Genomic DNA, 15,637 nt, shown 5'->3' on the forward strand with positions numbered 1-15,637 from the left:
ATGACCCCGACGTTCCAGAACACGCACCCGCTGGAAGATCATGTGTCCGGTTTCGACAATCGGACGAGCCCCGATCACCTCGCGATCCTGCGGCGCCCCGCGATCTTCTCGGTTCTCGCGCATGGCGGCGAGACGGATCAGGCCGATGCCGCGCTGAAGGCGCTGCCGGATGCCGTCGTACGAAACGCATCGCCGGGCGAATGGCTCGTCATTTCGGAGACTGTCGGTGCGGAGACTCTTGCGCGCGAGATTTCGGCGATCGAATGGCCGCTATCCATAGTCGACCAGAGCGACGGCCGCGCCGTGTTGCGCATCAGCGGGCCCAACGTCCGTCGCATTCTCGCCAAATGCGTTGCCGTCGATCTCCATCCATTGGTGTTTGCCGAGGGGCGATCGGCGAACATGCTGTGCTGCCACGTCAGTGCGAATGTCGCCCGTTTCGGCACGGATTCCTTCGAAATCGTCGTCATGCGCTCCTATGCGGGCTCGGTCTTCGAGGAGATCATGGAGATGGGGCGCGAATTTGCGCTGACGGCCGGTTTTTCCGATTGAGGCGATGGCGCGATCCGGACAATCGTGATGGCGCAAACAGGAATATCGGCTTCGCAGTTCGCTCTATGTGCCCAGGAAAATAGCCACTAGGCTGCTTCCAGATCTTGCCGATCCAGGCGGAATTTCCAGCTGATTTCAAAGGTATGGAGACCGTCCGGTGGCTTGCGTCGACCTTTTCCTTTGTCAGAGCGATAGTGTCCCCAGCGGGCCAACAACCGGAGAGTTCACATGAAAAGCCATGCCAGGGTCGTCGTCATCGGCGGAGGCGTCGTCGGATGCTCGGTTCTCTACCATCTGACAAAATTCGGCTGGAAGGACGTGGTACTACTCGAGCGTTCCGAACTGACCTCGGGTTCGACCTGGCACGCGGCCGGCGGCATGCATACGATCAACGGTGATCCCAACGTCGCCAAGCTGCAGAAGTACACGGTCGAGCTCTACAAGGAGATCGAGGAGTATTCCGGCCAGGATGTGGGCCTGCACATGACCTCCGGCCTGATGCTGGCCGCGACCACGCAGCGCTTCGATTGGCTGAAGTCGATCCTCGCCAAGGGCCGTTACAACGGTCTCGAAGCGACGCTGCTGTCGCCGAAGGAAGCGCATGAGATGATGCCGCTTCTCGATCCCGATCAGTTCGTTGGCGCGCTCTACGACCCGGTCGAAGGCCATCTCGACCCCTACGGCACGACACATGCATACGCCAAGTCGGCGAAGAAGAATGGTGCCGAGATCTATTTGCACACCAAGGTCGAGGACCTGGTGCAGCGCGAGGATGGCGCCTGGCGCGTCATCACCAACCAGGGCGAAATCATCGCCGAGCACGTCGTCAATTGCGGTGGCCTCTGGGCGCGCGAAGTCGGCCGCATGGTTGGGCTTGAGCTGCCGGTTCTTGCCATGGAGCACATGTACCTCATCACCGAGGACATGAAGGAAGTGACCGATTTCAACGCGGCAACCGGCAAGGAGCTGATGCACTGCGTCGACTTCGACGGTGAGATCTACCTGCGGCAGGAACGGCAGGGTATGCTCATGGGTACCTATGAAAAGGCCTGCCGCCCGTGGTCGCCGCTTAATACACCCTGGGATTTCGGCCACGAGCTGCTGGCGGAAGACATCGAGCGCATCACCCCAGAGTTGGAAGTCGGCTTTCGCCACTTCCCCGCCTTCAACAATGCCGGCATCAAGAAGATTATCAACGGCCCCTTCACTTTCTCGCCGGACGGCAATCCGTTGGTAGGCCCGGTGCGCGGTCTCACCAACTACTGGTCGGCCTGCGCGGTCATGGCCGGCTTCAGCCAGGGCGGCGGCGTCGGGCTCGCTCTTGCCAACTGGATGATCCATGGCGATCCCGGCTTCGACGTCTTTGCCATGGATGTGTCGCGCTATGGCGACTATGCGACGCTTGCCTACACCAATGCCAAGGTGCGCGAGAACTACCAGCGCCGATTCTCGATCCGCTATCCGAACGAGGAACTGCCGGCCGGGCGGCCGCTGATGACCACGCCGATCTACGACAAGCTGAAGGCGGCCGGCGCGGTGTTCGGCGCGTCCTATGGCCTGGAGCAGGCGCTGTGGTTCGCTCCTGAGGGCGAGGAGGACAAGTTCTCGTGGCGGCGCTCGAATGATTTCGACGTCGTTGGCGCAGAAGCCAAGGCGGTGCGCGACAGCGTCGGCCTGATGGAGACCTCGGGCTTTGCCAAGTACACGATCAAGGGCAAGGGTGCAGAAGCCTGGCTCGACCGGATGCTCACCTGCCGCATCCCTGCGATCGGCCGCATGACCTTGGCGCCGATGCTGAAGGAAGACGGCAAGCTGATCGGCGACTTCACGCTCGCCAAGCTGGGCGAGGGGGATTTCCTTCTGATAGGCTCCGGTATCGCCGAGTCTTATCACATGCGCTGGTTCGAGAAGCATCTTCCGGCTGACGGCTCCGTCGAACTGACGGCGCTCGGCGTTGCGCTTCTCGGCCTCTCGGTTGCCGGTCCGAATGCGCGCAAGCTGATGGAAAAGCTGACGCATCAGGATCTGACGGACAAGGCGTTTCCCTTCATGTCAATCCGCCGCATGGATCTCGGCATGGCGCCGGCGATCGTGGGGCGCGTCTCCTATACCGGCGATCTCGGCTACGAAATCTGGATGAAGCCGGAATACCAGCGTTATCTCTTCGACCTTATCATGGAAGCCGGTGCGGAACACCGAATCAAGCTGTTTGGCCTCCGGGCGCTGAACGCGCTGCGGCTCGACAAGTCTTACGGCAGCTGGGCGCGGGAATATCGTCCGCTCTACGGACCCTACGAGGCCGGCCTCGGCCGCTTCGTGGCGTTGTCCAAGGAGGCCGACTTTATCGGCAAGCAGGCGGCTGCAAGGGAAAAGGCGGAAGGCGGCGCGCTTCGTCTGCGCACGTTCATCATCGTAGCAGGCGACGCCGACGTGATCGGCGACGAACCGATCTACCACAATGGCGAAGTGCGCGGCTGGGTTACTTCCGGCGGTTATGCCCACGCCTCCGGCGTCTCGGTCGCGATCGGGTATGTGCCAAGGGAGATCGCCGACGAAGCGGAAGGCTGGCATGTCGAGCTTCTGGGCGACCTACTTCCGGCACGCCTCCAGCCGCAACCGCTTTTCGATGCCGATGGCTTACGCATGCGGTCTTGACCGCAGGGCGGGAATAGCTCGGCAGGTTTCCACTTAGACTTTAGTTCATTGCGTGGCATTGGCTGGCTAAATTATTGCCAGCCAATGCCGTTTTTCTGGTGGGTTTGGTTTCAATTGCGTCACTTTTGTTTGTATTGACAAGAATCTGAAACACAAAAACCTTTTGGTCTTCACATTTTCGCGGAAAGCGGTATGGATTGCGCAATATGGGGGCCTTGGCTTCGGGCACTATAAAATCAAAAATGAGATGCGGTCGGTTTCAGGCTGTATCCAGGGGAAATGATATATGGAGTATTTTGTCCAGCAGCTCATTAATGGGCTGACTCTCGGATCCATCTATGGCCTTGTGGCTATTGGCTATACGATGGTTTACGGCATTATCGGCATGATCAATTTCGCACATGGCGACATTTTCATGCTTGGCGGTTTCGCCGCCCTCATCGTCTATCTCGTTCTCGTTTCCGTCTTTGTCGGCCTGCCCGTGGCAGTGCTGCTCCTGGTGATGCTTGTCGTCGCCATGCTGATGACGAGCCTGTGGAACTGGACGATCGAGCGCATCGCCTATCGGCCGCTGCGCGGATCCTTCCGCCTTGCGCCGCTGATTACGGCGATCGGCATGTCGATCACGCTGTCCAACTTCATCCAGGTCACCCAGGGTCCGCGCAACAAGCCGATCCCGCCGCTGGTGAGCACTGTCTACACGGTCGGTGGACTGTCGATATCGCTGAAGCAGATCATCATCATCATCATCACGGCGGTGCTGCTTACGGTGTTCTGGTACATCGTCAACCACACCGCGCTTGGTCGTGCACAGCGTGCGACCGAACAGGACCGCAAGATGGCGGCTCTCCTCGGCGTCAACGTCGACCGGACGATCTCGATCACCTTCATCATGGGTGCGGCACTGGCTGCGGTGGCCGGAACCATGTACCTGATGTATTATGGCGTTGCCTCCTTCAACGACGGCTTCACGCCGGGCGTCAAGGCGTTCACGGCGGCCGTTCTTGGCGGCATCGGTTCGCTGCCCGGCGCCGTTCTCGGCGGATTGCTGATCGGCCTGATCGAGTCGCTGTGGTCGGCCTATTTCACGATCGCCTACAAGGATGTCGCGACATTCGCCATCCTCGCTTTCGTCCTGATTTTCAAGCCGACAGGTATCCTGGGGCGGCCGGAAGTCGAGAAGGTATAACGCCATGGCAAATCCAAGCATTGCTGAAGGCAAGCCGGCGCCCGGTCTTGTCCAGAAGGGCCTTACGGAAGCCTTCTTCGCCGCACTCATTTCGTTCGGGATGTTTGTTCTCTATGTCGGTCTGAAGACCGATCAGAACATCAGCAACGAGCTCATCATCGTACAGCGCTGGGGGCTACTCGCGATCTTCGTCGCCGTCGCCGCCGTCGGCCGGTTCGTCATGATCGTCTTCATCGGCCCGCATATCGACCGACGCAAGCTTGCGAAGGCCAAGTCAGGCGAACTCGACATCTCGACGGAAAAGAGCTTCTTTCACAGGCACTTCCTGAAGATCGCTCTCATTGCCCTGCTGCTGTATCCCGTTTTCGTCACGACGATGCTCGGCCCGCAGGGCGCCCTGAAATGGGTCGACAACTTCGGCATCCAGATCCTCATCTACGTGATGCTCGCCTGGGGCCTCAACATCGTCGTCGGGCTCGCCGGCCTGCTGGACCTCGGCTATGTCGCGTTCTACGCGGTCGGAGCCTATTCCTACGCGCTGCTTTCCAGTCATTTCGGGCTTTCCTTTTGGCTGCTGCTGCCGCTTTCGGGAATTCTGGCCGCCTTCTGGGGTATTATTCTCGGATTTCCGGTACTTCGCCTGCGCGGGGACTATCTTGCGATCGTGACGCTCGCTTTCGGTGAAATCATTCGCCTCGTCCTCATCAACTGGACGGACGTGACGAAGGGCACCTTCGGCATTTCGGGCATCGCCAAGGCCTCGATCTTCGGCATCTGGAGCTTTGACGTCGGTGCGGCGAACAACTTCGCCAAATCCTTCGGCCTGCCGATGTCTTCGGCCTATTACAAGATCTTCCTCTTCTACGTCATCCTCGCGCTGTGCATGCTGACGGCTTACGTCACAATCCGCCTGCGCCGCATGCCGATCGGCCGCGCGTGGGAGGCCCTGCGCGAGGACGAGATTGCTTGCCGCTCGCTTGGCATCAATACGGTTACGACGAAGCTCACCGCCTTCGCGACGGGGGCGATGTTCGGCGGTTTCGCGGGTTCGTTCTTCGCTGCCCGCCAAGGTTTCGTTTCGCCGGAATCCTTCGTCTTCCTCGAATCCGCCGTCATCCTCGCGATCGTCGTCCTCGGCGGCATGGGCTCGCTTACCGGCATCGCGATCGCCGCGATCGTCATGGTGGGCGGCACGGAGGCGCTTCGCGAGATGTCCTTCCTGAAGATGATCTTCGGGCCTGACTTCACACCGGAACTTTACCGTATGCTGCTCTTCGGCCTCGCCATGGTCGTGGTCATGCTGTTCAAGCCGCGCGGTTTCGTCGGATCGCGAGAACCAACTGCCTTCCTCAAGATGCGCAAGGCAGTCTCCGGAAGCTTCACCAAGGAGGGCCACGGCTGATGACCCCCGTAACTCAGGCAATGGCCAACGACGTCCTCCTGAAGGTCGAGCACCTTTCGATGAAGTTCGGCGGCCTCATGGCCATCAACGACTTCTCCTTCGAGGCCAAGCGTGGCGACATCACCGCGCTGATCGGCCCGAATGGAGCAGGCAAGACGACCGTCTTCAACTGCATCACCGGCTTCTACAAGCCGACGATGGGCATGATCACCCTGCAGCAGCAGAGCGGCAAGCAGTACCTGCTGGAGCGGCTGCCGGACTTCCGTATCACCAGGGAAGCCAAGGTGGCGCGTACCTTCCAGAACATCCGGCTGTTTTCGGGTCTGACGGTTCTCGAGAACCTGCTCGTCGCCCAGCACAACAGGCTGATGAAGGCGTCGGGCTATACGGTCCTCGGTCTTGTCGGCATCGGTCCGTACAGGACAGAGGCCGCCGCCGCCATCGAGCGTGCGCGCTACTGGCTGGAGAAGGCCGATCTGATCGACCGCGCCGACGATCCGGCGGGCGACTTGCCCTACGGGGCGCAGCGGCGGCTGGAGATCGCGCGTGCCATGTGTACCGAGCCGGAACTTCTGTGCCTGGACGAGCCGGCAGCGGGCCTCAACCCGCGCGAATCGGCTGCGCTGAACGCTCTGCTGCGCAGCATCCGCGCGGAGAACAACACGTCGATCCTGCTCATCGAGCACGACATGTCGGTCGTCATGGAAATTTCCGACCACGTCGTCGTGCTGGAGTACGGGCAGAAGATTTCCGATGGCACGCCGGAGCACGTCAAGAACGACCCGCGCGTCATTGCGGCTTACCTGGGTGTCGAGGATGAGGAAGTGGAAGAGGTGATCGCTACCGTCGAGCAGCTCGAAGGGGGCAAGAACTGATGGCCGGTGAAACTCTTCTCAAGGTACAGGGCGTCGAGACCTACTACGGGAACATCCGCGCCCTTGCCGGCATCGATGTCGAGGTGAACAAGGGCGAGATCGTCAGCCTGATCGGCGCCAACGGCGCCGGCAAATCGACACTGATGATGACCATCTGCGGCAGCCCGCAGGCTCGGACCGGCTCGGTCATCTTCGATGGTCGCGACATCACGCGGCTGCCGACGCACGAGATCGCGCGGCTGAGGATTGCCCAGTCGCCGGAGGGCCGGCGCATTTTCCCGCGCATGACAGTCACGGAAAACCTGCAGATGGGCGCGGGGCTGGACAACCTGAAATACTTCTCCGAGGACGTGGAGAAGATATTCACGCTGTTTCCGCGTCTCAAGGAGCGCCAGAACCAGCGCGGCGGGACGCTTTCGGGCGGCGAGCAGCAAATGCTGTCGATCGGACGCGCGCTGATGGCGCGCCCCAAGCTCCTCCTTCTCGACGAGCCCTCGCTCGGCCTCGCGCCGCTGATCGTGAAGGGCATTTTCGAGGCGATCAAGAAGCTGAACAAGGACGAGGGGCTGACGGTGTTCCTTGTCGAGCAGAATGCATTTGCCGCGCTGAAGCTTTCGGACCGCGCCTATGTGTTGGTGAACGGCAAGGTGACGATGGGCGGCTCGGGCAAGGAGTTGCTCGCCAATCCGGAAGTGCGTGCAGCCTATCTTGAAGGCGGGCGGCACTGAGGACGATGGACGGGGGAATTTGACATGCAAGGGCTTTTCTTCGAACAGGACACCGGCGTGCGCCTTGTCATCCGCGGCATCGTCATGCTGATCGGTTTCTGGACCGCCTGGCGCGCCGGCAGGGCCGCCGCAGAGGGCTGGAGCAACTATCCTCTGGTAATCGCCTATACGGTTCTTCTGGCCGCCGCGATGCAATTCCTGCACCACGCGCTCTTCGATGGACCGGTCCTCAGCGCTTTCTACTACAGCATAGATTTCGTGCTTCTGCTCATCTTTGCGACGGCAGGCTACCGCTATCGCCGTACTAACCAAATGGTGAATAATTACTACTGGCTGTACGAAAAGACTTCTGCCTTTTCATGGAAGGAGAAACATTGACAGCCCGTTGAAACTAGGCACAGATTGCCTCCGGAGTGGAACAGCTTCCCTGGCGTAGTCAATGGTGGGTAACGCGCTAGGTCTTTGAACTAAACCCGCCCAAAAATTGGGAGTAATAATATGAAGAAGTCTCTTCTGTCGGCAGTGGCTCTGACGGCAATGGTTGCCTTTAGTGGCAACGCATGGGCCGACATTGTCATTGGTGTTGCTGGTCCGCTGACCGGCCCGAACGCTGCGTTCGGCGCTCAGCTCCAGAAGGGTGCCGAACAGGCAGCCGCCGACATCAATGCTGCAGGCGGCATCAACGGCGAGCAGATCAAGATCGAGCTCGGCGACGACGTTTCCGACCCGAAGCAGGGCATCTCGGTCGCCAACAAGTTCGTTGCTGACGGCGTCAAGTTCGTCATTGGCCACTTCAACTCGGGCGTTTCGATCCCGGCTTCCGAAGTCTATGCCGAAAACGGCATCCTCGAGATCACCCCGGCTGCAACGAACCCGCAGTTCACCGAGCGCGGCCTCTGGAACACGTTCCGCACCTGCGGCCGTGACGACCAGCAGGGTGCAATTGCCGGCGCCTACCTGGCCGACAAGTTCAAGGACGCCAAGATTGCCGTCATCCATGACAAGACCCCCTATGGTCAGGGCCTTGCCGACGAAACCAAGAAGGCAATGAACGCTGCCGGCGTGACCGAAGTCGTCTATGAAGGCGTCAACGTTGGCGACAAGGACTTCTCGGCCCTCATCGCCAAGATGAAGGAAGCTGGCGTTTCGATCATCTATTGGGGCGGTCTGCACACCGAAGCCGGTCTCATCATCCGCCAGTCGGCTGACCAGGGCCTGAAGGCAACCCTCGTTTCGGGTGACGGCATCGTTTCGAACGAACTGGCATCGATCGCCGGCGACGCTGTCGCGGGCACGCTGAACACCTTCGGCCCCGATCCGACCCTGAACCCGGCCAACAAGGAACTCGTCGAGAAGTTCAAGGCTGCCGGCTTCAACCCGGAAGCTTACACGCTCTACTCCTACGCTGCCCTGCAGTCGATCGCCGCCGCCGCCAAGGCTGCCGGCTCGCTCGAAGCAGAAGCTGTCGCAACCGCGATGAAGGAAAAGGGCCCGTTCCCGACGGCGCTCGGCGATATCTCCTTCGACGAGAAGGGCGACCCGAAGCTTCCCGGCTACGTCATGTACGAGTGGAAGAAGGGCGACGACGGCAAGTACAGCTACTTCCAGAAGGCTGACTAAGGTCTTCTGATCACAATATTTCGGCGCGAATGCCGCTCCTCGAAGCCCGGCTCTTGCCGGGCTTCCTTTTTCTGGCCGGTGGTGATGCCCTGCGCCAGCGTTTCGTTGCCTACGCTCGAACGAAGCCAGAAACCACATTCCCTTCATCGCACTGGTGCCGTAAGTCTTCGTATCCGCCAACAGATTTTGAATTCCGATGCCCAGACCTCGCATTCTTGTCACGCGCCGCTGGCCCGTCGCCGCGGAAGCCGCGCTCGCCGAACGTTTTGACGTGGATTTCAACCGGGATGATGTTCCCCTGACGCTCGAGCAACTCGGTCGAGCGCTCGGCGAATATGACGCAGTGCTTCCAACGGTTTCGGACAAGTTGCCGTCCTCGGTCTTCGAGGGGGCGTCGGTACGAACGAAGATCCTCGGCAATTTCGGCGTCGGCTTCAACCATATCGATATCGCCGCGGCAAAGGCGCGTGGCATCGTGGTGACGAACACGCCCGGCGTTCTTACCGATTGCACCGCCGATATCGCAATGCTGCTTCTGCTTTCAGTCGCCCGCCGTGGCGGGGAGGGCGAGCGGCAGTTGCGTGCAGGCGAGTGGACCGGATGGAGCCCGACACACATGGTCGGCAGCAAGGTCGCCGGCAAGACTGTCGGCATCATCGGCTTCGGCCGCATTGGCCGGGCTTTCGCCCAGCGATGCCATTTTGGCTTCGGCATGGATGTCGTCTTCTACAACAGGTCGCCGATCGATCCGCATGAAGCCCAACGCTATGGTGCCGAGCAATTGCCGTCCGTCGAGGAGGTGCTGGCTGTTTCCGACTTCGTTTCGCTCCATTGCCCCGGTGGCGCCGAGAACCGGCATCTCATGAATGCCACGCGCTTTGCCGCCATGAAGCCGGGTGCCTTCCTCATCAACACGGCGCGCGGCGACGTGGTGGACGAGGCGGCGCTGATCGACGCTCTTGAAGGAGGAACGATTCGCGGTGCCGGTCTCGATGTCTACGAAGCCGAGCCCCAGGTGCCCGAGGGGCTGAAGCGGCTGGAGAACGTCGTCCTCCTGCCGCACCTCGGCAGCGCTACCGAGGAGACGCGCACGGCGATGGGCATGAAGGTCGTGGAGAACGTGACCGCCTTCTTCGACGGCAGGGAACTTCCGAATCGGGTCGCCTGAGCAAGGACCTGCCCGCTGCGTGGCGCATCGGGCGGGAAGCTTGTCCTACGGCTGGAGCCGGGCGTAGTTCACGCGCACATATGCCTGCTCGAAACCGGCACGCCTCATGTTCGAATAGGAGGCGTGGCTCGCCTCCTTGCCGGGATCCGGCTGGCCGGTCTCGACCGAGAAGCTCTGCAGGCCCATCGCAATCCCGTCGGTCACGCGTGCGCGGACCAGGGCGGTCTGGGCGCCCTTTTTCCTGTGTTCAGCCAACGTAGAGCCGAATCCCAGCCAAGCGGTCCTGCCGTGGATGAACATTGCCGCCGAAGCGATCGGGACATCGCCATCGAAGGCCAGATAGGCGTTCCATCTTGGACGGCGGACAAGCGCGGCAAACCATTCGGCAGTCTGGGGAGGCATGTTGAAGCCTTCGCGTACGAGCCTGCTGAAGAGCTCTGCGTCTTCCTTCGCTGCGATCCTTACCCGCAGCCGGCTCTCATAGGCCGACGGAGCAAGCGGCCTCGCATCGCGGTGGAACTTGGCCCAGCCATTGCCCCGCGGCCGCAGTGCATTTTTTCGCAGCCAGGTCTGGATGCGGTTGGAAATCTCCGGTGTCGGAATCTGGATTGCCCAGCTCTTGGCATGCGCATCGAGCCAATTCTGCGCCGAGGATAGATCTTCGATGGTTCTCGCTTCGAGGCAGCGATTGAACTCGGTCATCGGAATGCTTGGAAGGCCGATCGCTACGCTGTTGCCGAGCCGCGAAAACGCCGATGCATCGCTCTTGACGAAGTCATCCGGCGCCGCGTCGTAGAAATCGAGCAGGGCTTCGGCTTCCGCGCGCTCAAGATCGGCAAGCGGCGACAGGAGTTGAGTGTCCATGTTGAGGTAGGTCCCGTTTGGAAATGATAACGCACAATGCCGCGGATCGCGCATCGCTTGATTTCGAAAAGGGTCTTCGAGGCTACAGATGAAACATGCCGGCTTATAGGAAACGGCGCATTCGCGCCGCGCCGTCTATTATATCTCGTGCAAAACATGCGCGGCCTTTACCGCAGCCGATGCACGGTTTTCGACGCCGAGCTTCACGTAGATCTGCTCGAGATGCTTGTTCACCGTGCGGGCCGAAAGCCCGAGGATCTCGCCGATATCGCGGTTGGCCTTGCCCTTGGATATCCACATCAGGACTTCGGACTCGCGCTGGGTGAGGGTGAAATGCTGGCGCAGGACCTCATCCTCGCTGCGCCGGTTGGCGGCGGTCAGTCGAAACAGATATTCCTCCGGACCGATCGTGCCGAGGAAGGCGAGTTGAAGTGCCGCCTGCCCGGCATGGGTGACGGGAAGCACATTGTCGCGTGCGGCGCTCGTCGGAGCGCGATCGGCCATCCAGGCGGCGATGTGCCTGACGACGATATCGAGGCCGTCGTCGCTGCCCGTCGCGGCGTTGACCAATCGCGCGGCCTGCGGCGTCGACCACTGCACCGTTCCGTCGCTTTTGACGGCGAGCAGATGCCGGCCGGTGGCATCGAGCGCGACGCGAGCGCTCTGGGCCGAGCGGGCATTGCGCAGATGCACGCGGATGCGGGCGCGCAGTTCGTCGATATTGATCGGCTTCGTCAGGTAGTCGACGCCGCCGGATTCCAGCGCGTGGACCACATGCTCAGTCTCCGTGAGCCCCGTCATGAAAATGACGGGCACCTGGCCGACAACCGCGGTCGCCTTGAGGCGGCGGCAGGTCTCGAAGCCATCCATGGCCGGCATGACCGCATCCAGCAGGATGAGATCGGGCGTGATGCGTTCGACGATGTTGAGCGCGGCAGTTCCCGATGTGGCGATCAGCACCGAGAAGCCCGATTGCTCCAGCGCATCGGTGAGAAATCCGAGGGCTTCGGGTGAATCATCCACCAGCAGTATGATGTCGCGGGGCAGGGATGACTCAGCCAACGGATTCCACCTTTTCATTCATGCATGTGTTCAGAAATCCCGTCAGGCCCGCCAGATCGAAGGCACGGGAAAAGCTGCGCGCCCTCTCGACAAACAAGCCATGCTGTCCGGAATTCTCCAACTCTTCCAGCTTCGCTTCGATCCCGCGGATATAGCCGATCTCGGTCAGGCGCAGGAGTTCCTGCACGTGTTCGCCGTCAGGATTCCTCTGCTGGCCCACAGGCTTGGCCGCAGGTGCGCCGCCATTGTCGGCATAGATCCACTGGAGATTGAGATGAAGCGCAAGCCTGTCGCGCAGCTGCCGGATATCCACCGGCTTCCCGATCGCATCGTCATGGCTGTCGTCGCTTTCGGCCATGGCTGCGGCATCGCCGATATTGGCGGACAGCATTACGATCGGTGCGGCCAGCCCGTTCTCGCGCAGGCGCGATGCCAGCTGCCAACCGTTCATGCCGGGCATCAGGATGTCGATGAGGAAAAGGTCCGGTTCGATCCCTTCGATCAGCGTCAGGCACTCCGGACCGCTCATGGCCGTCAGCACGACGAAATCGAGCGGTGTCAGCACCTCGCGCATCAGCTCGCGGTGGTCCTCGTTGTCGTCGACGACGACGATAGTGCGCCGCGGGCCTTCGTAGGTCAGGATCCTCTGCTCCTGCGGCGGCGACAGGTTCTGGCGCAGCACAGCCGAAAGCATCAGGCGCACCCTGAAGGTCGAGCCTCTGTCCTTCTCGCTGCTCGCGGAGATTTCGCCACCGAGCGTGTTGGTCAGCAACTGGGTAATGGTGAGCCCGAGGCCAAGACCCGGCATCGGCCGTATGCTGTCCGCCTCGCCGCGCTGAAAGGGTTCGTAGATGCGGCCGAGGTCCTTCTCGGCGATGCCGCGGCCGGTGTCGGCGACGGTGAAGGTTGCCACCTGGTTGCGATAACCGATCTCGAAGGTGACGCGCCCCTCGTCTGTGAACTTGATGGCATTGGAAAGCAGGTTGACCAGGATCTGCCGAAGCCGCTTCTCGTCAGTGCGCACATATTGCGGCAGCGCGGGAGAGCGCTCGTGAATGAACGCGAGGCCCTTTGCCAGTGCCTGCGGCCGGAACATGTCGACGATCTGGTCGAGGAAGTCCTGGATGTTGATCTCGTTGGAATAGACCTGCAGGCGGCCGGCTTCGATCTTCGAAATATCGAGCAAACCGTCGATCAGGCCGGAAAGATGCTCGGCGCTGCGGCGGATCACCTTGATCGAGGACTGTCGCGGTGTCGGAATGGTGTCGTCGCGCTCGAGGATCTGCGCGTATCCGAGCACGGCGTTCAGCGGCGTGCGCAGTTCGTGGCTGAGGCCGACGACATAGCGGCTTTTGGCCCGGTTTGCCGCTTCCGCGGTCTCCTTGGCGTTCTGCAGGGCCGCATCGGTCTTCTTGTGGGCGGCGATCTCCTTGAGGAGCAGCGTGTTCTGGCGCGAGGATTCCTCCTCGGCCACGACGCGGCTGTCATGGGCGAGCACATAAAACCAGCAGACGACACCGGCGATGACGGAGAAGACGAAGAAGACGATGAAGATGGTGCGGTTGACGACCTCTGCCGTCTCGGGCGAGGCCGAAGCAACCTGATGCGCGATCATGGCAAGGATCGCGCCAATGGCGGTCAGGGCCAGCACGACCGCAATGCCGTAGCGCCCCAGTCGCGTCTTGAGCTTGGTGACGACCGTCTCCGGCAGGACGGCGCGCGCAACGGTGCCCACCTGTGTGTTGAAGCGTGCCTTCGGCTTGCACATGTCGTGGCAGCGGCTGTCCAGCGAACAGCAGAGCGAGCAGATCGGCGCGGCATAGGCCGGGCACCATGCCATGTCCTCTGGCTCAAAGGGATGCTCGCAGATCGAGCAGGTGATCGTCGCGCTCTCGCGCCATTTCGCCCGGGGTTTGCGGGCCAGGTAGAACCGGCCCTTCGTGGCCCAGGCGATGGCAGGAGAGGCGATGAGGGCCACCACGAGCGTAATGTACGGCGCGAGCGAGGCCGCGATTTCGCCGAAGGCGCCGAAATGGGCGATGAGCGATATCGTTGCCGACAGCGTCATCGCCCCGAGGCCGACCGGATTGATGTCGTAGAGATGGGCACGTTTGAATTCGATGCCGGGAGGGGCGAGGCCGAGCGGCTTGTTGATGAAAAGATCGGCGGAAATCGTGCAGAGCCAGGCCATGGCGATGATCGAGAAGATGCCGAGCGTCTCCTCGAGCAGCCGGTAGATGCCGAGTTCCATCAGCAGGAGAGCGATCGCAACGTTGAAGACGAGCCAGATCACGCGGCCAGGATGGCTGTGCGTCAGCCGCGAGAAGAAGTTCGACCAGGCAAGCGACCCCGCATAGGCGTTCATCACGTTGATCTTCAGCTGCGAGACGACGACGAAGGCCGCCATCAGCAGAAGTGCCGCATTGTGCCACGGTATCATGTAGCCGAAGGCAGTGAGGTACATCTGCGCCGGATCGGCTGCGCGATCGACGGGTACGCCGGACGTGAAGGTGAGCACCACGAGGAAGGAGCCCGCTAGCAGCTTCGGAGCACCGATGACGACCCAGCCCGGGCCGGCGAGGAAGACGGCGAGCCGGTGGCGCCACTTGCGCTGGCCGTCGGGCGGCAGGAAGCGCAGGAAGTCGGCCTGTTCGCCGATCTGGGACATGAGTGCGAGGATCACCGCAGAGGCGGCGCCGAATTCGACGACGTCGAAGGGCGCAACGGTACCCGGCGGGCCGGAGGCATGGCTGATGCCCGCGAAGGCGCGCCAGAGATCAAACTTCTCCCAGTCGAGGAAGGCAATGAAGATGAAGGGAAGGATGTTGAGAACGATCCAGAACGGCTGGGTGATGAGCTGGAACTTGCTGATCAGCCGTACGCCGTGGGTGACGAGCGGGATCACCATCACGGCGCTGATGATGTAGCCGATCCACAAGGGGATGCCGAGCGTCAGCTCCAGCGCCCCCGACATGATCGAAGCCTCGATCGCGAACAGCATGAAGGTGAAGCTCGCATAGATCAGCGAGGTGATTGTCGAGCCGATATAGCCGAAGCTCGCGCCGCGCGTCAGAAGATCGATGTCGACGCCGTGGCGGATCGCGTAGCGGCTGATCGGCAGGCCGATTGCTAGCATGGCGATCGAGGCCACCACAATCGCGAAGAATGCGTTGGTCGTGCCGTAGGAAAGCGTGATCGCGCCGCCGATCGCTTCGAGCGCGAGGAAGGAGATGGCGCCGATCGCCGTGTGCGAGATGCGTTGCGAGGAAAATTGCCTGGCGCTCTTTGCGGTGAAACGCAACGCATAGTCTTCCAGGGTCTGGTTGGCGACCCATCGGTTATATTCACGTCTGACCGGGATGATGCGTTGCCGCGCCGCCATGCCTCTCCTATCGGTCTTTAAGTTCCCCTTGTCATTGTTTCGTAACACGGATCGTTTTGGCGCTTAAGATGCTGCAGCGCATATATCTGCACATTTCGCCCCCATGCCTACGTTATATTGCGTATACGTTTTTGCAGTGC

Annotated in this window: 12 protein-coding genes; 9 read left to right on the forward strand and 3 right to left on the reverse strand. The window is 61.1% G+C overall.

Going from position 1 to position 15,637, the window contains the following annotated elements:
* From EV286_RS04105 to EV286_RS04145, 9 genes are all read left to right on the forward strand, one after another.
* Complete coding sequence (locus EV286_RS04105; RefSeq protein WP_132955755.1) at positions 1-552, forward strand: sarcosine oxidase subunit gamma family protein; 552 nt, start codon at positions 1-3, stop codon at positions 550-552.
* Between the two features lie 228 nt (positions 553-780).
* The gene (locus EV286_RS04110) at positions 781-3,207 is read left to right on the forward strand and encodes an FAD-dependent oxidoreductase (RefSeq protein ID WP_132955756.1); all 2,427 of its coding nucleotides are present in this window, start codon (positions 781-783) and stop codon (positions 3,205-3,207) included.
* A 286-nt stretch (positions 3,208-3,493) separates the two neighbouring features.
* On the forward strand, positions 3,494-4,396 hold the full coding sequence (locus EV286_RS04115) for a branched-chain amino acid ABC transporter permease LivH (RefSeq protein WP_132955757.1): 903 nt from the start codon (positions 3,494-3,496) through the stop codon (positions 4,394-4,396).
* Positions 4,397-4,400: 4 nt separating this feature from the next.
* The gene (gene livM / locus EV286_RS04120; protein ID WP_132955758.1) at positions 4,401-5,798 is read left to right on the forward strand and encodes a high-affinity branched-chain amino acid ABC transporter permease LivM; all 1,398 of its coding nucleotides are present in this window, start codon (positions 4,401-4,403) and stop codon (positions 5,796-5,798) included.
* Positions 5,798-6,673 (forward strand): ABC transporter ATP-binding protein, encoded by an 876-nt coding sequence (locus EV286_RS04125; RefSeq protein ID WP_132955759.1) that lies wholly within the window; start codon positions 5,798-5,800, stop codon positions 6,671-6,673. Before livM ends, EV286_RS04125 begins: the two co-directional genes overlap by 1 nt.
* Positions 6,673-7,401 carry an ABC transporter ATP-binding protein gene (locus EV286_RS04130; RefSeq protein ID WP_132955760.1) on the forward strand — a complete coding sequence of 243 codons (729 nt, stop codon included), beginning with the start codon at positions 6,673-6,675 and terminating at the stop codon, positions 7,399-7,401. Before EV286_RS04125 ends, EV286_RS04130 begins: the two co-directional genes overlap by 1 nt.
* Before the next feature lie 24 nt (positions 7,402-7,425).
* Positions 7,426-7,779 (forward strand): DUF6867 family protein, encoded by a 354-nt coding sequence (locus EV286_RS04135; protein WP_132955761.1) that lies wholly within the window; start codon positions 7,426-7,428, stop codon positions 7,777-7,779.
* Positions 7,780-7,899: 120 nt separating this feature from the next.
* Positions 7,900-9,021, forward strand: a complete 1,122-nt coding sequence (locus tag EV286_RS04140) for a branched-chain amino acid ABC transporter substrate-binding protein (protein WP_132955762.1) — start codon at positions 7,900-7,902, stop codon at positions 9,019-9,021.
* A gap of 196 nt (positions 9,022-9,217) precedes the next feature.
* Entirely contained in the window at positions 9,218-10,189 is a 972-nt protein-coding gene (locus EV286_RS04145; protein ID WP_132955763.1) for a D-glycerate dehydrogenase, read from the forward strand.
* 45 nt (positions 10,190-10,234) lie between these two features.
* Here the strand turns inward: EV286_RS04145 and EV286_RS04150 are convergent, their stop codons facing one another.
* From EV286_RS04150 to EV286_RS04160, 3 genes are all read right to left on the reverse strand, one after another.
* Positions 10,235-11,053, reverse strand: coding sequence for a GNAT family N-acetyltransferase (locus tag EV286_RS04150; protein ID WP_165932777.1), 819 nt, complete (start codon positions 11,051-11,053; stop codon positions 10,235-10,237).
* Between the two features lie 138 nt (positions 11,054-11,191).
* The gene (locus EV286_RS04155; protein ID WP_132955765.1) at positions 11,192-12,115 is read right to left on the reverse strand and encodes a response regulator transcription factor; all 924 of its coding nucleotides are present in this window, start codon (positions 12,113-12,115) and stop codon (positions 11,192-11,194) included.
* A complete protein-coding gene (locus EV286_RS04160) occupies positions 12,108-15,497 on the reverse strand; it encodes an ATP-binding protein (RefSeq protein WP_132955766.1) in 3,390 nt (1,129 codons plus the stop codon). The genes EV286_RS04155 and EV286_RS04160 overlap by 8 nt, the downstream gene beginning before the upstream one ends.
* Between the last annotated feature and the right edge of the window lie 140 nt (positions 15,498-15,637).

The sequence above is a fragment of the Rhizobium sp. BK251 genome, assembly GCF_004345245.1.
Lineage (GTDB): Bacteria > Pseudomonadota > Alphaproteobacteria > Rhizobiales > Rhizobiaceae > Rhizobium.